Genomic DNA, 21,631 nt, shown 5'->3' with positions numbered 1-21,631 from the left:
CCGGCTGGCGCCGCGATGAAGAGTGACCGGCGCCCGGTCCTGCTCCGGGTAGGCGGCTTCAATCTGCTGCCTTACCGGCAACGCAATGCGCGGCTCGCGCGGCGTCGCTGTCTGCGCGATTGGGGCGGGGCGGTAGGCGTGGGTGCGGCGGCCGTGCTGGCGCTGGCCGGCTGGCAGACCGTGGAGAAAGCGCAGCTCGAAGCCCGGCGCGAGTCGGTCGAACAGGCGCTGACACGGCTTGCTACGCCGCTCGCGGAGCACACGCGCTTGCAGCGCGCGCGGGACGAGCAGCGCGATAACGCGGTGCGGACCGCTGTCGTTGGCGTGCCGCTCGTGCAACTGCGCGGTCTGCTCGATGCGCTGAGTTACGAGCCCGGCGATGGCGTCGTGTTGCGGCAATTCCGGCAGCGCGAGCACGAGACCGAGTTGCTCGCGAGTTCGGGCAGTCATCTCGCGTCGGCCGAGTGGCTTAAGCGGCTGGCGGCGATTCGCGGCGTAGAGGGCGCGCAGATGCGCGAGCTGCGGCGGCCGGTGGTGCGCGGCGGCGCGGCGACGGCGCAGGCGCCCGGGGCTTTGGTGGAGTTCGATGCGCGACTGCGTTGGCGCGAGCCGCCGTCGCAAGCCGCTCGGCGGGTTGCGACCGCTGGGGCAACCGGGGCCGCTGGGGCTACTGGAGCCGCCCCGCGTGGGGCGCGCTCCGCACAGCCGGGAGGTGCGCGATGAGTACGAGCTTTCTGGACGCGGGCAATGCCGCGCATCCGTCCGCTGGTTTTTCGCGCTGGATCAAACAGGCCCGTTTGCCGCTCGAAGCGTGGAGTCTGCGGCGTCGCGTACTGGTGGCGGCGCTGCTCACGGCACTCGTGTTCGGTTTGGGTGCGTACGCTTGGTGCACTGCCGATCTGTCGGGTCTCGACGCCAGCCGCGCGGCGCTCGCGAGCAGCACCGCGCGTCTCGCCGACGCGCAGCATGCGGTGGCGCAACTGCCGTCGCTGCGCCGCGAAGCCGGGGCCTTGACCGCCACGGCTTCGGCCGCCGTGACATCGGGTTCGGCCGACGACGTGCGCATCGTCTCCGAACTCGCCACCCAAAATGGCGTCGCGTTGCTCGGTCTGGAGCCGGGCACCGCGAGCGGTGAGGGCGCCGAACGGATGCGTCCGCTGCGGCTCACCGCGCGTACCGACTTCGTTCACCTGATGGCGTTCTTTCACGGCCTCGCGCAGTTGCCGGTGCTGATCGTGCCCGTCGACGTGACCGTCAAACAGGACGGCAATGCGCTGGCGATGAGCGCGACGCTGCACGTATTCGACGCGTTGCCGTCCGCACGCAGGGCCGGTCTGTCGGATACCGCCAGCGCGAGCCTGCACGTCGACGACGCGAATGACGAAGACGAGGAGGTCGTGTTCTTCGATCCGTTCGCGTGGCCGCAGATGTCGGCTGCTGGTTCGCCGATTGATGCCGCGCAGTTGCGGCTGGTTGGGATGCTGCGCGATCGCACGCGAGCTCTCGCGCTACTCGACACGCCGGACGGCGCGACGACGGTTGTGACCGGGCACCAGTTGGGCGTCGAACGGGTGATGCGGCTCGACGCTGACGGCATCACGCTCGCGAACGGCAGCGCGACGCGCACGCTGACGCTGATGTCGACGGAGGCCTCATGATGACGGGCGCGATCACACATTCGGGGCTGTCGGGACTCTGCATCCAACGCGGTGTCGGTTTCTGTCTGCGGCTGTATGTCGTCAGTGCGACGGTGCTGGGCGTGGGTGTCGCTCAGGCCTCGACGCCGCCGCCGTTACCACCGTTACCCGTCCACATGGCGCTCGACGATCAGGCCGCTGCGGGGAGCGAGTATGGAGCGGCACTGCTGCCGCGCGCTGGCATCGGTGAAGTGGCGAATCCGTTCGGCGACGGTGCGATCCCGGTTGCGTTGCCGGTTACGGGGCAAGACGCCGACGGGAGCCAAACTGCCGCGTTCCCAGGCACCGGACAAGATGTGTCGGCTGACTCGATCCTCGACGGCCCGGTCCTGTCCGCGCCAGGCCAGCCCGCCCAACCCACCGCTCTGGCTCGCGACGCCACCGCGGACACGCCCACGCTCGAAGGCCCGCCGGTGCCGCTGCCGCCGCCCAAGCGCCTGCGCGACGCGACGCATCACACGCAGCGGGACGCAGACGCGGACGCAAACCTGCCGCCCGGCAACAAACCGATCTCGCTAAATTTCCTGCACGCCGAGCTGGGCGCGGTGCTAAAAGCCTTCGCGGAATTCACCGGCCTGAACATCGTGTCGAGCGACAAAGTGCGCGGCGCGGTGTCGTTGCGGCTCGACAAGGTGCCATGGCGCACCGCGTTCGATACCCTGCTCGACGTCAACAATCTGGCGATGGAGCGCCACGGCAACGTGATCTGGGTCGCGCCGGCCGCCGAACTCGCCGCCCGCGAGCGGCAGCGCTTCGAAGCGCATGCGCGCGCCGCGGACCTCGAACCGCTCGCGAGCCGTACGTTCGAATTGCACTACGCGCACGCCGAGGACGTGCGGCGCCTGCTGACCGGCTCCGGCACCCAGCGCGTGCTCTCAAAACGCGGCGCCGTGACCGCCGATCCGCGCACCAACCTGCTGTTCGTGACCGATCTCGCCGGACGGCTAGAACAGATCGCGGCGCTGATCGCCGCGGTCGACCGGCCGACCCGCCAGGTGTTGATCGAGGCGCGGATCGTCGAAGGCGAGTACGGCTTTTCGCGCAATCTCGGGGTGCGGCTCGCGCTCGCGGGCACCAGCGCGGACGGCACCGCGCGCGGGCTGACCGGCGGGTCGGACGGCACCGTCTACGATCTGGCGGCCCGGCCGATCTCCGGCTTTGATGCCGCGACCGCCGGCCTGACGCTGTTCGCCGCCCACGCAACCCGGCTGCTGAACCTCGAACTGTCGGCGCTGGAGGCCGAGGGGCAGGGGAAAATCGTCTCGAGTCCGCGGGTCGTGACAGCCGACCGGCGTAAGGCGGTCGTCGAGCAGGGCACCGAGCTGCCGTACCAGGCCAAGGTCGGGCAGGGCGTATCGGGCGTGCAGTTCCGCCGCGCGACGCTCAAACTGGAAGTCGAGCCGCAGATCATGCCGGACGGCCGCGTGGTGCTGGACCTCGACGTCGCCAAAGACAGCGTCGGCGAGCAGACCGACGCCGGGCCCGCGATCAACACCAAGCACGTGCAAACCCGCGTCGAGATCGACGATGGTGGTACGGTGTCGATCGGCGGCATCTACGCGACCGACGACCGCGACGACGAGGACCGGGTACCGATCCTCGGCAAAATCCCAGTGTTGGGCGCGTTGTTCCGCCATCGGACCCATCGCGACCAGCGCACCGAACTGGCGATTTTCATCACGCCGCGGGTGATCCGCGAAAATTAGGGCACGTTAGGGCAAACGCGCGCCGGCGGCCACCGGCGGCGCGCAGGCTCGACAAGGCAGCCGCTTTGCCAGTAAGCTGCGGCACGAACTACACCGGAATATCCAGAGGACACCGTTGTTACCGCGGGACGCACACGCCAATGTTTTTTTCGTAGGGCTCATGGGGGCAGGGAAAACCACTGTGGGTCGGGCGGTTGCGCGCCGTCTCGAGCGCCCGTTCTTCGATTCCGACCATGAAATCGAGGAGCGCACGGGCGCGAAGATTCCGGTGATCTTCGAGCTGGAGGGCGAAGCCGGCTTTCGCGACCGCGAGGCCAGCGTGATCTCCGAGCTCACCGGGCGCGACAATATCGTGCTCGCGACCGGCGGCGGCGCGGTGCTGCGGCCGGAAAACCGCGAAGCGCTGAACAGCCGCGGCCTCGTCATCTACCTGCGCGCCAATCCGCACGACCTGTGGCTGCGCACCCGGCGCGACAAGAATCGCCCGCTGTTGCAGACCGAAGACCCGAAAGCGCGTCTCGAACAGCTCTACGAAGTGCGCGACCCGCTGTATCGCGAGTGCGCGCATTTCGTGATCGAAACCGGCCGGCCGTCGGTCAACGGACTCGTCAACATGGTTCTGATGCAGCTCGAGATGGCCGGCGTCGCCAAACATCCTGCGTCATAATGGACCGTATGATTACCGTCAACGTCGAACTGGGCGAGCGCGCCTACCCCATCCATATCGGTGCCGACCTGATCGGCCAGACCGCGCTGTTCGCGCCGCACATCGCCGGCAATTCGGTCACGATCGTCACCAATTCCACCGTCGATCCGCTGTACGGCGACACGCTGCGGCAGGCGCTTGCGCCGCTGAACAAGCAGGTGTCCACCGTCGTGCTGCCGGACGGCGAGGCGCACAAGAATCTCCAGACGCTCAACCTGATCTTCGACGCGCTGCTCGGCTCGCGCGCGGATCGCAAGACCACGCTGATCGCGCTCGGCGGCGGTGTGATCGGCGACATGACCGGGTTCGCGGCGGCCTGCTACATGCGCGGCGTGCCGTTCATTCAGGTGCCGACCACGCTGCTGTCGCAGGTGGATTCGTCGGTGGGCGGCAAGACCGGCATCAACCATCCGCTCGGCAAGAACATGATCGGCGCGTTCTACCAGCCGCAGGCGGTGATCGCCGACATCGGCGCACTGCGCACGTTGCCTGAACGGGAACTCGCGGCCGGCGTCGCCGAGGTCATCAAGACCGGCGCGATCGCCGACGCCGGTTTCTTCGACTGGATCGAAGCCAATATCGAGGCGCTGAATCGCTGCGAACCGGCCGCGCTCACCGAGGCGGTCAAGCGTTCGTGCGAGATCAAGGCGTCGGTGGTCGCGCAGGACGAGCGCGAAGGCGGCCTGCGCGCCATTCTCAATTTCGGCCACACGTTCGGCCATGCGATCGAGGCCGGCCTCGGCTACGGCGAGTGGCTGCACGGCGAGGCGGTCGGCTGCGGGATGGTGATGGCGGCGGACCTGTCGGTGCGCCTCGGCCATCTCGACGAAGCGTCGCGCAAGCGGCTCGTCGACGTGGTGCTCGCCGCGCATCTGCCGGCCCGCGCGCCCGCGCTCGGCGCCGACCGCTATGTCGAGCTGATGCAGGTCGACAAGAAGGCGGAAGGCGGCGCGATCAAGTTCATTCTGTTGAAGCGTTTCGGTGAGACGCTGATCACCCGGGCGCCCGACGCCGAGGTGCAGGCGACGCTGGCAGCCGCGCTCTGACCGCGCGGCGGCATTCGCGTCACACGCATCGCGCCTCTGCGTCACGAGGCGCCGCCCATGTTTCGGAGAACCCGGTGACTGACAGGCGCAGCGACGACTTCACGCTTGACCCGGTGGCGCGTAGAACGGACGCCGCCGGCGCTCACAGCGCTCCCCCTATCTCCAACGCAGTTGACGGCGTCGCGTCAGCGGCCGTCGCCGCGCCGACCCAGCAGGCGCTCGAAGCGCATCTCGCGCCGTACGCCGCGCATTCCAGCCAGTCGCGCGGGCGCCGCTATCCGGAAGCCGCGCCGAGCGCGCGCACCGAGTTTCAGCGCGACCGCGACCGCATCGTCCACTCGACCGCGTTCCGCCGGCTCGAATACAAGACCCAGGTGTTCGTCAATCACGAGGGCGACCTGTTCCGCACGCGTCTTACGCACAGCCTCGAAGTCGCGCAGATCGCCCGCTCGGTCGCGCGCAACCTGCGCGTGAACGAAGACCTCGTCGAAGCAATTTCTCTCGCGCACGATCTCGGCCACACGCCGTTCGGCCATGCCGGTCAGGACGCGCTGAACGAATGCATGCGCGAGCACGGCGGCTTCGAGCACAACCTGCAGAGCCTCGCGGTCGTCGACGAACTGGAGGAGCACTACGGCGCATTCAACGGCCTGAACCTGTGCTTCGAAACGCGCGAAGGGATTCTCAAGCATTGCTCGCGCGACAACGCGCGGCGCCTCGGCGCGCTCGGCGAGCGTTTCCTGGAGGGACGGCAGCCGTCGCTCGAAGCGCAGATCGCCAACGTCGCCGACGAAATCGCGTACAACAATCACGACGTCGACGACGGTTTGCGCTCGGGGCTGCTATCGCTCGAGCAGCTCGCTGAAGTCGAGTTGTGGCAAAGCCACTACGAGGCGGCGCGCGGCGACTATCCGCAGATCGAAGGGCGCCGGCTGATTCACGAGACGGTGCGGCGGGTGATCAATACGCTGATCGTCGATCTGATCGAAACCACGCGGCTCAATCTGGAGCGCTACGCGCCGGCCTCGCTCGACGACGTGCGCGCCGCGCCCCCGCTGGTCGCGCACAGCGACGCGATCGCCGTGCAGGCAGCGGCACTCAAACGGTTCCTGTTCAAGAATCTGTATCGCCACTATCGCGTGATGCGGATGGCCAACAAGGCGCGCCGCGTGGTGGTCGGGCTGTTCGACGCGTTCACCGACGACCCGCGGCTGTTGCCGCCGGCCTATCAGGCGGCGGACGCGGCGCAGCAGCCGCGTCTGATCGCGCATTACATCGCGGGGATGACGGACCGCTACGCGGTGAAGGAATATCAGCGGCTGTTCGTGATCGACGACAACTAGGCGGCCGGGCCGGGCCGGGCCGCCCCTCGGCGCGTATTTTCAGATCAGCTCATTCATCGCGCCGCTCGCGCGGCGCTCACGAGGCATCGGCGCGTCGGCGTGTCAGCGCATCAACGCGAACGCGACGACGCGAACAGCGCCCCCGCGATCAACGCGAGTCCGCCGACGATCGCAATCGTCTGCCACGGATTTTCATGCACGTAGTCGTCGGCGCCGGAGATCGCCACGCCCGCGCGTTCGCGCACCGCATCGCGGGTGTCGTTAAGGCGCGCTCGCGCCGAGTCGAGTTGAGTGCGCAGCTTGCCGCGCAATTCGACGGCGTCCGCGTGGGTGCCGTCGGCGAGTGTCGATTCGAGTTCCCCCAGCAGCGTGCGCAATTCGGCCGCGATATCTTCGGCCGCGTGGCGGCTATGGCGCGCAATGCGTCGCGCCCGGCGGCTCGCGCTGGTCCAGGATTCGCCGAGGGCGTCTCTCGTATTCGGAAGTGCTGTCATGGTCGCTCCGTCGATGAGTTGAAAAAGCCCCGCGCATCGTCGCGCGGACGCGGTACCGGCTGACGCCAGTATCGCGTCGCGGCGCGCGAAATGCCAAGGAAACGCCATCAGAACGCAACTTCGATGCCACACCCGCCGACGCCCGCGTAGTATGCTCGCGCGGCCGTGCACGGCGCACCGAGGGTCAGCAGATATTGCACGCAGGCAGGCCGGATCCGAGTCAAAGTTACAAATCCGCGCGACGGGCCGGCCACGCGTGCGCGCACAAAAGAAAACGCCGCCATCGACTCGATGACGGCGTTGCAGCCCGCGAAAATTCGACTACCCTAATTCAAGCCACCCGCACTCGCGAAGCGTTAGAAACGGTAACCGATGTTGACGTAGGTCACGATCGGGTTCAGTTTGATCTTGGTCTGCGATTGCACGTTCAGTGTGCCGACCGGCGTGGTCGCCGCCGAGTTCAGTTTGGCGGTCGTGCTGAGCGGCAGATAGGAGATCGAAACACCGGCGAACCAGTGCTGATTGAACGCGTAAGTGAAGCCTGCGTTAAACACGGGTTCCCACGAACTATCCGTCGTGACCGTGGTCGGACCATGCAGAACGTTGGCCTGGAATGAGCTGTTGGTGATGTGTTCGTCGGTGAACCAGATGCGGCTCACGCCGACACCGAGGTACGGACGGAACGAAGCGGTCGGCGCGTTGAAGTAGTACTTGAACAGCAGCGTCGGGCTCCACTGTTTGGCCTGGCCGATCTTGCCGAACTGTTCGAGGCTGCCAGTGCCGTAGAGGTCGAACGAGGGCGGATAGCCCAGCACGAACTCGGTAGCGATGTGGTCGGTAATGAAATAGCCGGCGGTGAAGCCGATGGTGTCGGCGGAACTCAGTGATGCACCGGTATTTGCTTCGGTGATGTTGGTCGGGCTACCGCCAATACTCGTCACGGTCAGCGGGTCGCTGCTCGATTGCGGCGCGAGGTGGAACCAGCCCGTCGTGACGTAGAAACTGCCGGCCGATTGCGCGTGTGCTGCCGTGCTCATGCAGGCTAGTACCGCCATCCCCGTTACGGCCTGTTTTAATTTCATATGTGCTCCTCCAAAAAAGGCCCGCCCATTATGACTACAACGTTTGAAACAAACCATACGCGGCGGTTAGAGTTTTCTCCCTAAGCTCCGCAAGGTTTCTGGCTTGGCCGCATGGCGCCGAACCTTGCGCCCACGCGGTTCTACGGACCTTCGGGTATATCCCAACGCGACTATTTGGACACTCCAGCATGGCACGGCTTGCACGTCTTTATGTCCCCGACCAGCCGCAGCACGTCATCCTTCGCGGGCTCGACCAGCAGCCCGCTTTCGTCGACGACCAGGACTACGAGCTTTTCATCGACTGTCTGAAGGCGGCTTCGCGGGACCATCATCTGTCGATTCACGCTTACGCCCTGATGCCGGGCGCCGTGCAACTGCTCGTCACGCCCACCGAGGAATCGAGCCTGCCCAAGGCGATGCAGGCGGTCGGGCGGCGCTACGTCGCCCACTTCAACCGGCGCTATGCGCGTCGCGGCACCTTGTGGGAAGGTCGCTATCGCGCCACGGTGATCGAAGGCGAGCGCTACTTTCTGCTCGCCAGCCGGGTCGTCGAAATGTGCCCGGTGCGCGCGCAGCTGGTGAGCTCGCCGGAGGACTATCGCTGGTCCAGTTACCGGCATCACATCGGTCTCACGCTCGACAGCCTGATCACCGACCATCCGCTGTACTGGTCGCTCGGCAATACGCCGTTCGAGCGGCAGCGCGCGTACCGCGAACTGTGCGAGCAGCCGCTCGACGAGCGCGAAGCCAGTCAGCTCCAGCAGGCCACGCTGAAAGGCTGGGTGCTCGGCAGCGACACCTACCGGGAATGGGCGGCGCGCGCCGCAAACCGGCGAGTTTCGCCGCTGCCGCGCGGCCGGCCGCGCAAGGTGCGGGAGACGCCGCACACCCAGTAACGCGCCGCGAAATGCGAAATTAGCGTTTCGTATCAATGGGCTGCATGGAAACGGCATTGCGAGTGCCGTTTTCTTTTGCCCCATTTTGATGTGGCACTAATAAAAATGAGCCGCAATGCACCAATTTTGTAAATGGGGTTCGATCACTATGTTTTATTTGCTATTCCATTGATTCCTCGCGTATATTCCGATTTCCGACGCTTTTTGATCTGCGCAGTCCCGCTGCGCGTCGAGCGCCGTCGCGGTTGCGATTGCACTGCGGCAATAGAAAAACGGTTTTAACGGCCTGTCCGGCCCCTCACAGACGGTGTCCCCATGAACGACCACCAGCACCCGATTCACCCGGTTCCCGCCGCCCAGGGTCTGTACGATCCGCAGAACGAGCATGACGCATGCGGCGTCGGCTTCGTCGCCCATATCAAGGGCCAGAAGAGCCACGAGATCATCCAGCAGGGCCTGAAGATTCTCGAGAACCTCGACCACCGGGGCGCCGTCGGCGCCGATCCGCTGATGGGCGACGGCGCGGGCATCCTGATCCAGATCCCGGACGGCTTCTACCGCGAAGAGATGGCCAAGCAGGGCGTGACGTTGCCGCCGGCTGGCGAATACGGCGTCGGCATGGTCTTCCTGCCGAAGGAACACGCATCGCGTATCGCCTGTGAGCAGGAGCTCGAGCGTACGGTCAAGGCCGAAGGCCAGGTCGTGCTCGGCTGGCGCGACGTGCCGGTCGACCACACGATGCCCATTTCGCCGACCGTCAAGGCGAGCGAGCCGCTGATCCGCCAGATCTTCATCGGCCGCGGCAAGGACATCATGGTGACCGACGCGCTCGAGCGGAAGCTGTACATCATCCGCAAGACCGCGAGCCACCGCATCCAGGCGCTCAAGCTCAAGCACGGCAAGGAATACTTCGTGACGTCGTGCTCGGCGCGCACCGTCGTCTACAAGGGTCTGCTGCTGGCGGGCCAGGTCGGCGTGTACTACCGCGACCTGCAGGACGAGCGCGTCGTGTCGGCACTGGCGCTCGTGCACCAGCGCTTCTCGACCAACACGTTCCCGGCATGGGAACTGGCTCACCCGTACCGGATGATCGCCCACAACGGCGAAATCAACACGGTCAAGGGCAACGTCAACTGGCTGAACGCGCGTACCGGCGCGATCGCCTCGCACGTGCTCGGCGACGACCTGCCGAAGCTGTGGCCGCTGATCTATCCGGGCCAATCGGATACGGCCTCGTTCGACAACTGTCTCGAACTGCTGGTGATGGCCGGCTACCCGCTCGTCCACGCAATGATGATGATGATCCCGGAAGCGTGGGAACAGCACACGCTGATGGACGAGAACCGCCGCGCGTTCTACGAATATCACGCCGCGATGATGGAGCCGTGGGACGGCCCCGCCGCGATCGCGTTCACCGACGGCCGTCAGATCGGCGCGACGCTCGACCGTAACGGTCTGCGTCCGGCGCGCTACATCGTCACGGACGACGACCTCGTCATCATGGCGTCGGAAGCCGGCACGCTGCCGATCCCCGAGTCGAAGATCGTCAAGAAGTGGCGTCTGCAGCCGGGCAAGATGTTCCTGATCGACATGGAACACGGCCGCATCATCGACGACAAGGAACTGAAGGACAACCTCGCGAACGCGAAGCCGTACAAGAGCTGGATCGACGCGGTCCGGATCAAGCTCGACGAGATCGAGCCGAACGCCGAAGACGTCGCGACCGAACGCCGTGAAGCCGCCGCGCTGCTGGATCGTCAGCAGGCATTCGGCTACACGCAGGAAGACCTCAAGTTCCTGATGGCGCCGATGGCGCAAGCCGGCGAAGAAGCGGTCGGCTCGATGGGCAACGACTCGCCGCTGGCGGTCATGTCCAACAAGAACAAGACGCTGTACCACTACTTCAAGCAGCTGTTCGCGCAGGTCACGAACCCGCCGATCGACCCGATCCGTGAAAACATGGTGATGTCGCTCGTGTCGTTCATCGGCCCGAAGCCGAACCTGCTCGACACCAACAACATCAACCCGCCGATGCGTCTCGAAGTGTCGCAGCCGGTGCTCGACTTCAAGGACATCGCGAAGATCCGCGCGATCGATCAGTACACCGGCGGCAAGTTCAGCTCGTACGAACTGAACATCTGCTATCCGGTCGCCTGGGGCAAGGAAGGCATCGAAGCGCGCCTCGCATCGCTGTGCGCGGAAGCCGTCGATGCGGTCAAGTCCGGCTACAACATGCTGATCGTGTCGGACCGCAAGACCGACCGCGACAACGTCGCGATCCCGGCGCTGCTGGCCACCGCCGCGATCCACACGCACCTCGTGCAACAGGGTCTGCGCACCAGCACGGGTCTGGTCGTCGAAACCGGCTCGGCGCGTGAAACGCACCACTTCGCGCTGCTCGCGGGCTACGGCGCGGAAGCCGTGCACCCGTACCTCGCGATGGAAACGCTCGGCCAGCTCGCGGCCGGCATGAAGGGCGACCTGTCGGCGGAGAAGGCGGTCTACAACTTCACGAAGGCAGTCGGCAAGGGCCTGCAGAAGGTCATGTCGAAGATGGGCATTTCGACCTACATGTCGTACACCGGCGCGCAGATCTTCGAAGCGGTCGGCCTCGCGTCGGACCTCGTGTCGAAGTACTTCTACGGCACCTCGTCGAAGGTTGGCGGCATCGGTCTGTTCGACGTCGCGGAAGAAGCGATCCGTATGCACCGCGACGCGTTCGGCGACAACCCGGTGCTCGCGAACATGCTCGACGCGGGCGGCGAATACGCATACCGCGTGCGCGGCGAAGAACACATGTGGACGCCGGATGCGATCGCCAAGCTGCAACACTCGGCACGCAGCAACTCGTACCAGACGTACAAGGAATACGCGCATCTGATCAACGATCAGACCAGGCGCCACATGACGTTCCGCGGCCTGTTCGAATTCAAGTTCGACCCGACCAAGGCGATCCCGCTCGACGAAGTCGAATCGGCGAAGGACATCGTCAAGCGTTTCGCGACCGGCGCGATGTCGATGGGCTCGATCAGCACCGAAGCGCACGCCACGCTGGCGGTCGCGATGAACCGCATCGGCGGCAAGTCGAACACCGGTGAAGGCGGCGAAGACGCGAACCGTTATCGCAACGAACTGCGCGGCATTCCGATCAAGAACGGCGACACGATGAAGTCGGTGATCGGCGACGAAGTGATCGTCGACATTCCGCTGAAGGAAGGCGATTCGCTGCGCTCGCGCATCAAGCAGGTCGCGTCGGGCCGTTTCGGCGTGACCGCCGAATACCTCGCGTCGGCCGATCAGATCCAGATCAAGATGGCGCAGGGCGCGAAGCCGGGCGAAGGCGGTCAGCTGCCGGGCCACAAGGTGTCGGAATACATCGGCAAGCTGCGTTACTCGGTGCCGGGCGTCGGCCTGATTTCGCCGCCGCCGCACCACGACATCTACTCGATCGAAGATCTGGCGCAGCTGATCCACGACCTGAAGAACGTCAACGCATCGTCGAGCATCTCGGTGAAGCTGGTGTCGGAATCGGGCGTCGGTACGGTGGCTGCCGGTGTCGCGAAGGCGAAGGCCGACCACGTGGTGATCGCCGGTCATGACGGCGGCACCGGCGCGTCGCCGCTGTCGTCGGTCAAGCATGCGGGCACGCCGTGGGAACTGGGTCTCGCGGAAACGCAGCAGACCCTGGTGCTGAACCAGCTGCGCGGCCGTATCCGCGTGCAGGCCGACGGTCAGATGAAGACCGGCCGCGACGTCGTGATCGGCGCGCTGCTCGGCGCGGACGAATTCGGCTTCGCGACGGCGCCGCTCGTCGTCGAAGGCTGCATCATGATGCGCAAGTGCCATCTGAACACCTGCCCGGTCGGCGTCGCGACGCAAGATCCGGTGCTGCGTGCGAAGTTCCAGGGCCAGCCGGAACATGTCGTGAACTTCTTCTTCTTCGTCGCTGAAGAAGCGCGCGAAATCATGGCGCAGCTCGGTATCCGCAAGTTCGACGATCTGATTGGCCGCGCGGAACTGCTCGACACGAAGAAGGGCATCGAACACTGGAAGGCGAAGGGTCTCGACTTCTCGCGCGTGTTCTATCAGCCGACGGTGCCGGCCGAAACCGCACGCAAGCACGTCGACGTGCAGGACCACGGTCTCGACCGTGCGCTCGATCACACGCTGATCGAGAAGGCGAAGGCCGCAATCGAGAAGGGTGAGCACGTGTCGTTCATCCAGCCGGTGCGCAACGTGAACCGTACGGTCGGCGCGATGCTGTCCGGCACGATCGCGAAGAAGTACGGCCACGACGGTCTGCCCGACGACTCGGTGCATATCCAGCTGAAGGGCACCGCGGGTCAGAGCTTCGGCGCGTTCCTCGCGAAGGGCGTGACGCTGGATCTGGTCGGCGACGGCAACGACTACGTCGGCAAGGGCCTGTCGGGCGGCCGCATCATCATCCGTCCGACCAACGATTTCCGCGGCAAGTCGGAAGAGAACATCATCTGCGGCAACACGGTGATGTACGGCGCGATCGAAGGCGAGGCTTTCTTCCGCGGCGTCGCGGGCGAGCGTTTCTGCGTGCGTAACTCGGGCGCGACGGCGGTTGTCGAAGGTACCGGCGACCACGGTTGCGAATACATGACCGGCGGCACGGTGGTCGTGCTCGGCGAAACCGGCCGTAACTTCGCGGCCGGCATGTCGGGCGGCATCGCCTACGTGTTCGATCCGGACGGCAGCTTCTCGGGCAAGTGCAACAAGTCGATGGTGTCGCTCGACCCGGTGCTGCAACAGGCCGAACAGGAGCGCACAGTCGACCAGGGCGTGTGGCATCGCGGCACGACCGACGAAGCGCTGCTCAAGGGCTTGATCGAGCGTCACTTCCAGTTCACCGGTTCGCCGCGCGCGAAGGCGCTGCTCGAAAACTGGGACGCGGCGCGCCGTCAGTTCGTGAAGGTGTTCCCGACCGAATACAAGCGCGCGCTCGGCGAACTCGCCGCGAAGAAGGCGAACAAGGAAGTGCTCGCCGCCTGACCGATCGTCGCAGACATATATAGCCGCACCCGCCGCGGCCCGACCGGATAGAGTCCGGCCGGCGGCGGGTCCAGATTACCCCTAGATACAGATAGAGAAGAGAACCACATGGGCAAGGCAACCGGTTTTCTCGAGTTCGAACGTCGCCACGAGACGTACGAAGCTCCGCTCACGCGTGTGAAGCACTACAAGGAATTCGTCGCCGCACTGAGCGACGACGAAGCGAAGATTCAAGGCGCACGTTGCATGGACTGCGGCATCCCGTTCTGCAACAACGGCTGCCCGGTCAACAACATCATCCCGGACTTCAACGACCTGGTGTTCCGTCAGGACTGGAAGAGCGCGATCGACGTCCTGCACTCGACCAACAACTTCCCCGAGTTCACGGGCCGCATCTGCCCGGCACCGTGCGAAGCGGCCTGCACGCTCGGCATCAACAACGACCCGGTCGGCATCAAGTCGATCGAGCACGCGATCATCGACAAGGCCTGGGCCGAAGGCTGGGTCGAGCCGCAGACGCCGAAGCACAAGACCGGCAAGAAGGTCGCCGTGGTCGGCTCCGGCCCCGCGGGTATGGCTGCCGCGCAGCAGCTCGCGCGCGCCGGTCATGACGTGACCGTGTTCGAGAAGAACGACCGCATCGGCGGCCTGCTGCGTTACGGCATCCCCGACTTCAAGCTGGAGAAGTGGCAGATCGACCGCCGCATGCGCCAGATGGAAGCGGAAGGCGTGACGTTCCGCAACAACGTGTTCATCGGCAAGGCGGACTCGCTGCCGGCGTACATCGCCAACACCGCGACGGAAACCATCACGCCGGCCGAGCTGAACGAACAGTTCGACGCGGTCGTGATCGCCGGCGGTTCGGAAACTCCGCGTGATCTGCCGGTGCCGGGCCGCGAGCTCGAAGGCGTGTACTACGCGATGGAATTCCTGCCGCAGCAGAACAAGGTCAACGCCGGCGACAAGCTGACGAACCAGCTGCTCGCGAAGGGCAAGCACGTCGTCGTGATCGGCGGCGGCGATACCGGCTCGGACTGCGTCGGCACGTCGAACCGTCACGGCGCGAAGAGCGTCACCCAGTTCGAACTGCTGCCGCAGCCGCCGGAAGAAGAGAACAAGCCGCTGGTGTGGCCGTACTGGCCGATCAAGCTGCGCACGTCGTCGTCGCACGAAGAAGGCTGCGAGCGCGATTGGGCGGTCGCGACCAAGCGCCTCGAAGGCAAGAACGGCAAGGTCGAGAAGCTGATCGCCGCGCGCGTCGAGTGGAAGGACGGCAAGATGGTCGAAGTGCCGAACTCGGAATTCGAAATGAAGGCCGATCTGGTGCTGCTCGCGATGGGCTTCACGCAACCGGTCTCGCCGGTGCTCGAAGCGTTCGGCGTCGACAAGGATGCGCGCGGCAACGTGCGTGCGGCGACCGAAGGCGACAAGGCGTACTACACGTCGGTCGATAAGGTCTTCACCGCGGGCGACATGCGCCGTGGCCAGTCGCTGGTCGTGTGGGCAATCCGCGAAGGCCGTCAGTGCGCGCGTTCGGTCGACGCGTTCCTGATGGGGCATTCGGAACTGCCGCGTTAAGCGTCTTCAGGCCGGCGACTTGCGCCCCGGCCACACGTTTTTTGCAGGAAGGCGTGGAGACGACAAGGTGCCCAATGTAGGCACCGATAGCGGTAGAGCGAAGCAGTAGAAAAAGGAAACCGGGCTGGCCTGAGATGGGCAGCCCGGTTTTTTTATGTCCGCTCGCGCCGGCTACCGCCCTGTTTTTCCCTTACCAATTACCACGATGTAACGCAGAACATATTGGCGAACGTTAAACTGCGCGTGCAGCGCCGGCTGCCTTGAATTTGCCCCTTATTCGCCTGTTATTGGCCCATTAATCCCCGGTTTCCACCGCCGTTCCCGATGCCCTCAACCGCGAAATCCCGTTCGCCTTTGCGCATTGCCGCGAGCACGACCGTGCCCGCGGGCGCCGGCGTTGCGGTGACAACCGCGGCGGCAGTCTCGACGGCGCGGCGGCGCTTCCTGAAAGGCACGGCCGGCTCGGCCGGCGCGCTGCTGGCCGCCGGCTTCGGCGGTTCGCTGCTGTCCGCTTGCGGCGGCAGTCTCGAGGCCGATCAGCCTGAGACGCCGCGTCTCGTGTCGGTCAGCAATTTCCGCGATCTCGGCGGCGCGGGTGCCGGCTATCTGACCGTCGACGGCAAGCAGATGCGCCGCGGCGTGTTCTATCGCGCGAACGCGCTGACGTTGAGCGGCACCGACGCGGCCACGCTCGACAAGCTCGGCATCGTCGCGGTCTACGATCTGCGCACGCCCGCCGAAATCGCCCGCAGCGCCGACGTATTGCCGCTCGGCGCGACCTCGTCCACGCTGAATGTGCTCGGCACCCCTGACTTCATGACGCCGCCGCTCGACACGGCCGGGGCCGCGGCCGGCTTCATGCAGGCGCAGGCGCGCGCCTATGTGATGGGCGGCGCGCAGCGCGAGGCATTCGGCGCGCTGCTCAGCGCGCTCGCCGACGGCACCGGCGCGCAACTGTTCCATTCGAGCGCCGGCAAGGATCGCGCGGGCTGGGTCGCGGCGCTGCTGCTGAGCATCGCCAACGTGCCGCTCGACGTGATCATGCAGGACTATCTGCTGAGCAACGTCTACCTTGCGCCATCGATCGCCGCGCGCACCGCCACGCTGCGCGCGCAGCAGGGCGACGCCATCGCGATGGCGGAGACGCCGTTGCTGACCGTCGATGAAAATTATCTGCAGGCGGGCTTCGATCAGGTGCAGGCGAGCTACGGCACGATGGCGAACTATCTGACCTTGGGCCTCGGTCTGTCGCAGACGCAGATCGATACGTTGCGTAATCGGCTGGTGCGTTGACGAACGCTTGCCGTTCTTTCCGCTGACCCGGCGCGCGGCATGCGGCATGTCGCGCGAAGTGCCCGAAAAAAAGTCCGCCCCGAGGGAGCGGGCGGACGGAGAAGGGCGGCATCGAGGTTGCCGGGAGCGACTATAAAACCGCCACGCGCGCGGCAGTCGCTACGGTAAGGGCGGGTAAGCGCGCCGTTGCCCGGAGCGGCGCGCCAATGCTTACGCGGCTGCCTTTCCGTTCGCGCCGGTTTCCCCTTCTTTTCTCAAATCCCCACTGTCGCCAGCGGCAATTCGATCTGCACGTCGAGCCCGCCGCTCGCGTGATTGCGCACGTGGCAGCGGCCGCCGCGATCGTGCGCGAGCCGCGCGACGATCGCCAGACCGAGTCCGCAATGGCCTTCGCCGCCGCGCGCGGCGTCGAGCCGCACGAACGGCTTCATCGCGGCGGCGATGCGGTCGTCCGGAATGCCGGCGCCGTGGTCGCGCACGCTGATGGTCCAGTGACGGTCGGTGCGCGCGGTCGCGATTTCGACCGGCGGCATCCCGTGTTCGAGCGCGTTGTCGACGAGGTTCGTCACCAGCCGGTCGAGCAGCGTGCGCGGCAGCTTGAACGATGCTCCGGCACGCAGATCGAGCGCGAACAGCGGTGCTTCGGGGGTGTCGGCGGTATCGGCGCCGTCGGCGGCTGTGGCCTCGGCGGTTTCGGTAATGCCGACGTGATCGCCCGAGGAAAACTGCTCGCGCAGGAACTCGTCGACTTCGACCGGCGGCCCGGCATCGGCCGACTGGCCCGCGAATTCGAGGAACTGCTGGACGATGTTGGTCAGCGAATCGACGTCGCGGATCAGGCCCGCGCGCTCGCTTTCGTCGGCCAGTACGCTTGCGCGCAGCTTCAGGCGCGTGAGCGGCGCCTTCAGATCGTGGGCGACGCCGGCGAGCATCACCGCCTGGTCGTCGCCGGCTTCGTTCAGGCGCCGCATCATGTCGTTGAACGAACCAATCAGGTCGCGCAACTCGCGCGGACCTTGCACCGGCACCGGTTCGGGCCGGCTACCGGCGCCGAACGCGCGCGACGCGTCAGCCACGCGCGACAGCGGCCGCTGCATCTGCCACACAGCGAACAGCGACAGGATCAGCGCGGCGAACAGCATCGAGATCGCTTCGATCCGGAAGCGCGGCGGCGGCGGCACGTCGACGGGCACGACGACCCAGTTCGACTTGCCGGGGAACAGCACCCACAGTTGCGGCGGGCGCATATCGTCGACGGCGATCTGCGTGCCGGGCGGCAGGTTTTCGCGCAGATGCCGGCTCAGCTCGCCGAGCATGTGTGCTTTCGGCTCGTGCAGATTCACGCTGGCCGGCATGTTCCAGGTGGGCACCAGATGCACGCGCATCGCGGGCGCGAGCGCGGCGCCCTTCAGCGGTTCGCCGTTGATGGCCTGCAGCACCAGCAGAATGCCGCGCGCGAAGCCGTCCATTTCATGGCGCGGCGGTTGCATCGACACCAGCACGAACCAGCTCGCCTGAATCGCGAACAGCACCACCGCGGACAGCAACGCCATTCTGCCGAACAGCGTGTTCAGCGGATTTTTCATGCGCCGGGCGCGACCTCGTCGTCGAAGGGCGTACCGCCGTTCGCATCGGGGACGAACACGTAACCTTTGCCGCGCACCGTTTGCACGTAGCACGGGTTGGACGGGTCGTCCTCGATCACGCGGCGCAGGCGCCAGATCGGCACGTCGAGACTACGGTCGCGGAATGCAAGGTTGTCGCGATGCACGAGATCGTGGATCAGCACGCGCGAGAGCACCTTGTACGGGTTGTTGACGAAGATTTTCAGCAGTGCGAACTCGCTGTCGCGCAGCGGCAGCTTGGTGTCGTCGCGAGTCAGCGAGCGGGTCGCGAAGTCGAGTTCGAACGGCCCGAAGCGGTAGCGCTTGCGCGCTTCCGGCGCGCTCGTGGTGGGCGGTCCGCGCCGGCGCAACACGGTCTGGATGCGCGCGAGCAATTCGCGCGGATCGAACGGCTTGGTCAGATAGTCGTCCGCGCCGAGCGACAGCCCGACAATGCGGTCGGCCACCGTGCCGCGCGCGGTCACGAAGATTACCGGGATGTCGTCGCCGGCGGCGCGCAGCGCGGTCAGCGTACGCAGGCCGTCGGTGTTCGGCATCATGATGTCGAGTACGACGACCGACGGCCGTTCACGCTCGAGACGGCGCTGCAGATGGGTGCCGTCGTGCAGCACGGACGCATCGAAGCCGTTCGATTGCAAAAACTTGCAGAGAAGGTCGCGTACGACCGGATCGTCGTCGACGATAAGGACCTGTGGATTCATGACCAAATTCTAGACTGGGGGGCCCGGCGCACGATCGGGGGTTTCCTTACCAATGCTTACTGTGTATCGCGTGTGTTGCGGTATATCGGCGGGGCGCTGCCGCTAGGGGCTGGTGATTACTCTAGCACTGCGGGTGGAGGCTGCGATTCGTCGCCGTTTTCGGGCAGGGGCTGACTGGTTGCGGCATCCGGGCACGCAAAGGTTTGAATCGGAAAAAAGCCGCCATTTCCGCAAACGGGACTGGCGGCTTTTCTACATCCGCGCCGACAAACCGGGGCGTCTGGAAACGGCTCGTAATCGTTCGCAAGCGGCTGGAGCGACTCGTAACAACCGGGCGAAAGCGCGGCTTGCTTCGCGCATCGTCGCAACGCGCGCGGCGGGATCATTCGTTCGCAGCACAGCGCGTCGCGTGCCGAGCCTCAGTCCGTTGCATGAGGCTAGCGCGCGCGGCGTTCCACCGACACTGGCGCGCAGCGCGCGTCCCGCGAGGCCCTTTCATGACGATTCAGAACACGCTCAGTTCCACACCCTTTTCCCCGTTGGCGACCACGCCCGCGACCGAACGGCCCGCCAATGCCGCCAGTTCCAGCCGTACCGAAACCGCTTCGACAGCGCCAGAAAACACCGCACAGCCGCAAGCCGGGCAGCCGCACGCCGGCGGCGTCGGGCTGGTCGGCCATCTGATCAACACCACCGCGTGAGCTGGCGAGGTCCACGTGTCGTTAGCAAGAACTCCTGAGCAGTGGCTGCGGGTCGTCGCGTGGTTCGTGTGCGGCGCGGCCGTGGTGTCGCTCGGCGGCTGCGGGGCCGCCGCGTTGCCGTGCCGGCTCACCGCGGCGACGCTGAAAATCGTGCCGGTGGTCGGCCACGCGGCGGCGACGCCGTTCGACATGTGCGCATCGGCGATCGATTGAATCATGACGCTCATCCGGATCGCTTGTGCATGCGCGTTATTCGGCGCCGTTTCGTTGGGCGCGTATGCGCAACCGGCCGCGCGTGACGCGAAGGCGGCGAATGCCGCCAACCCGCCCAACGCCGCGCCGAGTAGCGTGACGCCGGACGCGCGGCGGCGTTCGCCGGACACGCCATTCGCGTTTCGCGGCGTCGCGCTCGGCATCACGCTCGACGAGTTCCGCGCGAGTTCGACCGTGCGCGCGACCCCGCTCGGCAGCGTGCCGATCTGCGAGACCGACGTGCAGGCCGGCGCGCTCGGCATGCGGCTGAAGTCGCGCGATAGTCTGAGCGTCGCGTGCCGTTGGGGGCATCGCGACGACGAGCGCTGGGCGCTGTCGCAGGCGGTCGTCGATGGCGCGCCGGCGCTCGAACACGTGCTGCGTTTCGCGCGTATCGACGGGCAGGGCGCGTTGCGGCTGTACGAGATGTCGTTCGTGATCGACGAGCTGACCGCCGAGGATTTGCGCGACGCGCTCGAAGATCGCTACGGGCCGCCGCGTCTGGCGACGCCTAACGCGGCATCGCCCGGCGCAATGCCGATGTACGTGTGGGAAAACGCGGCCAGCTCGATCACGCTGTGCTTTCTGCCGGGTAGCCGCAACGGCACGCTCACCTATCTGCTGAAGGGCTCGGATGCGTGGCTGAAGGCGGTCGTGCGGCAGTGGCAGACGGGCGGTATCGATGCGGGCTGACGTTTTACCTGGCAGCCCTGATGGTCGGCCGCGGCGCGCCGGATCACGGCAATGCGATCGGCCACCGCTCGGCCGCGCGTCCATTTCATTTCACCTCTTTGCCACGGAGCCAGCATGATCGCGCTACGTCACACTCTCGCGCTTTGCGCCGCGGGCTCTCTCGCGGTCTGGCTGAGCGCCTGTTCGAGCATCCAGGGCGATTCGATCGTCGATACGCCGATGGCGCCGCCGCTCGCGTCCGCGCCGCTGAACATCAACACCCAGGGCGCGATCTATCAGGCCGGTGCGCCGCTGCTGCTGTACGAAACGCCGCGCGCGCAGCATATCGGCGATGTCCTGACGATTCGCCTGGCGGAATCGTATAGCGGCAACAACAGCGCGAGCGCGTCGGCGAGCCGCGCGAGCAGCATCACCGCGACCGCCGCGGACCAATCGACGAGTGCCGCCGCGCGGCTCGCGCGACTGTTCAACATCGGCTCGGCCAGCACCGAATACAAGGGGCAGGGCAGTCTCAGCGACATCAGCGGGATGACCGGCACGCTCGCGGTGACCGTGATCGGCACGGTGTCGGGCGGCAATCTGGTGGTGTCCGGCGAGAAGGTGATCTCGATGAGCGGCAACCGCGATCGTCTGCGGCTGTCGGGCATCGTCAATCCTAAGGATATCGAATCAGGCAACTACGTCGCGTCGAGCAAGGTCGCGAATGCGCGCATCGAGCAGGCGGGCGTCGGCATGGTCAGCGACGCGACGACGATGGGCTGGCTGCAACGAATGTTTCTGAGCGTGCTGACATTCTGAG

Annotated in this window: 18 protein-coding genes; 14 read left to right on the top strand and 4 right to left on the bottom strand. The window is 65.9% G+C overall.

Annotated elements, in window-relative coordinates; genetic code table 11:
• Positions 1-15 precede the first annotated feature (15 nt).
• The 6 genes from BTH42_RS21750 to BTH42_RS21725 all read left to right on the top strand — a co-directional run bounded on the left by BTH42_RS21750 (position 16) and on the right by BTH42_RS21725 (position 6,498).
• Positions 16-723, top strand: coding sequence for a fimbrial assembly protein (locus tag BTH42_RS21750; RefSeq protein WP_178392214.1), 708 nt, complete (start codon positions 16-18; stop codon positions 721-723).
• A complete protein-coding gene (locus BTH42_RS21745; protein WP_075303241.1) occupies positions 720-1,658 on the top strand; it encodes a hypothetical protein in 939 nt (312 codons plus the stop codon). The genes BTH42_RS21750 and BTH42_RS21745 overlap by 4 nt, the downstream gene beginning before the upstream one ends.
• Positions 1,655-3,403 carry a type IV pilus secretin PilQ gene (locus tag BTH42_RS21740; protein WP_143752151.1) on the top strand — a complete coding sequence of 583 codons (1,749 nt, stop codon included), beginning with the start codon at positions 1,655-1,657 and terminating at the stop codon, positions 3,401-3,403. The genes BTH42_RS21745 and BTH42_RS21740 overlap by 4 nt, the downstream gene beginning before the upstream one ends.
• A gap of 115 nt (positions 3,404-3,518) precedes the next feature.
• Positions 3,519-4,070, top strand: coding sequence for a shikimate kinase (locus tag BTH42_RS21735; protein WP_075303240.1), 552 nt, complete (start codon positions 3,519-3,521; stop codon positions 4,068-4,070).
• Positions 4,070-5,155 carry a 3-dehydroquinate synthase gene (gene aroB / locus BTH42_RS21730; RefSeq protein ID WP_075303239.1) on the top strand — a complete coding sequence of 362 codons (1,086 nt, stop codon included), beginning with the start codon at positions 4,070-4,072 and terminating at the stop codon, positions 5,153-5,155. The genes BTH42_RS21735 and aroB overlap by 1 nt, the downstream gene beginning before the upstream one ends.
• Before the next feature lie 74 nt (positions 5,156-5,229).
• Complete coding sequence (locus BTH42_RS21725; RefSeq protein ID WP_372237277.1) at positions 5,230-6,498, top strand: deoxyguanosinetriphosphate triphosphohydrolase; 1,269 nt, start codon at positions 5,230-5,232, stop codon at positions 6,496-6,498.
• Positions 6,499-6,608: 110 nt separating this feature from the next.
• On the opposite strand, the gene BTH42_RS21720 is transcribed toward BTH42_RS21725, so the two are convergent.
• A complete protein-coding gene (locus BTH42_RS21720; protein ID WP_075303284.1) occupies positions 6,609-6,992 on the bottom strand; it encodes a YqjD family protein in 384 nt (127 codons plus the stop codon).
• 356 nt (positions 6,993-7,348) lie between these two features.
• On the bottom strand, positions 7,349-8,074 hold the full coding sequence (locus BTH42_RS21715; protein ID WP_075303238.1) for an OmpW family protein: 726 nt from the start codon (positions 8,072-8,074) through the stop codon (positions 7,349-7,351).
• A 188-nt stretch (positions 8,075-8,262) separates the two neighbouring features.
• Here BTH42_RS21715 and BTH42_RS21710 point away from each other — a divergent pair, with 188 nt between their 5' ends.
• The 4 genes from BTH42_RS21710 to BTH42_RS21695 all read left to right on the top strand — a co-directional run bounded on the left by BTH42_RS21710 (position 8,263) and on the right by BTH42_RS21695 (position 16,860).
• Positions 8,263-8,970, top strand: coding sequence for a transposase (locus tag BTH42_RS21710; protein WP_075303237.1), 708 nt, complete (start codon positions 8,263-8,265; stop codon positions 8,968-8,970).
• A gap of 315 nt (positions 8,971-9,285) precedes the next feature.
• Entirely contained in the window at positions 9,286-13,989 is a 4,704-nt protein-coding gene (locus BTH42_RS21705; protein WP_075303236.1) for a glutamate synthase-related protein, read from the top strand.
• Positions 13,990-14,097: 108 nt separating this feature from the next.
• Entirely contained in the window at positions 14,098-15,567 is a 1,470-nt protein-coding gene (locus BTH42_RS21700) for a glutamate synthase subunit beta (RefSeq protein ID WP_075303235.1), read from the top strand.
• A gap of 324 nt (positions 15,568-15,891) precedes the next feature.
• Positions 15,892-16,860 carry a tyrosine-protein phosphatase gene (locus BTH42_RS21695; RefSeq protein ID WP_075303234.1) on the top strand — a complete coding sequence of 323 codons (969 nt, stop codon included), beginning with the start codon at positions 15,892-15,894 and terminating at the stop codon, positions 16,858-16,860.
• Between the two features lie 254 nt (positions 16,861-17,114).
• Here BTH42_RS21695 and BTH42_RS21690 read toward each other — a convergent pair whose 3' ends face one another.
• Together BTH42_RS21690 and BTH42_RS21685 are read right to left on the bottom strand one after the other, a co-directional pair.
• Positions 17,115-18,446, bottom strand: coding sequence for an ATP-binding protein (locus BTH42_RS21690; protein WP_075303233.1), 1,332 nt, complete (start codon positions 18,444-18,446; stop codon positions 17,115-17,117).
• Positions 18,443-19,186 (bottom strand): response regulator, encoded by a 744-nt coding sequence (locus BTH42_RS21685; RefSeq protein ID WP_075303232.1) that lies wholly within the window; start codon positions 19,184-19,186, stop codon positions 18,443-18,445. Before BTH42_RS21685 ends, BTH42_RS21690 begins: the two co-directional genes overlap by 4 nt.
• 497 nt (positions 19,187-19,683) lie before the next feature.
• On the opposite strand from BTH42_RS21685, the gene BTH42_RS21680 reads away from it, so the two are divergent.
• From BTH42_RS21680 to BTH42_RS21665, 4 genes are all read left to right on the top strand, one after another.
• On the top strand, positions 19,684-19,887 hold the full coding sequence (locus BTH42_RS21680; RefSeq protein WP_075303231.1) for a hypothetical protein: 204 nt from the start codon (positions 19,684-19,686) through the stop codon (positions 19,885-19,887).
• Positions 19,888-19,902: 15 nt separating this feature from the next.
• Positions 19,903-20,100: a DUF6726 family protein gene (locus tag BTH42_RS21675; RefSeq protein ID WP_075303230.1), complete on the top strand. Its 198-nt coding sequence runs from the start codon at positions 19,903-19,905 to the stop codon at positions 20,098-20,100.
• A gap of 3 nt (positions 20,101-20,103) precedes the next feature.
• Complete coding sequence (locus tag BTH42_RS21670) at positions 20,104-20,832, top strand: hypothetical protein (RefSeq protein ID WP_075303229.1); 729 nt, start codon at positions 20,104-20,106, stop codon at positions 20,830-20,832.
• A 114-nt stretch (positions 20,833-20,946) separates the two neighbouring features.
• Entirely contained in the window at positions 20,947-21,630 is a 684-nt protein-coding gene (locus BTH42_RS21665; protein WP_075303228.1) for a flagellar basal body L-ring protein FlgH, read from the top strand.
• Position 21,631: the final 1 nt, after the last annotated feature.

Origin of the sequence: Burkholderia sp. SRS-W-2-2016 (assembly GCF_001931485.1) — a bacterium.
In the GTDB taxonomy this organism is placed as follows: Bacteria; Pseudomonadota; Gammaproteobacteria; order Burkholderiales; family Burkholderiaceae; genus Paraburkholderia.
This window is presented reverse-complemented; position numbering and strand designations above follow the sequence as displayed.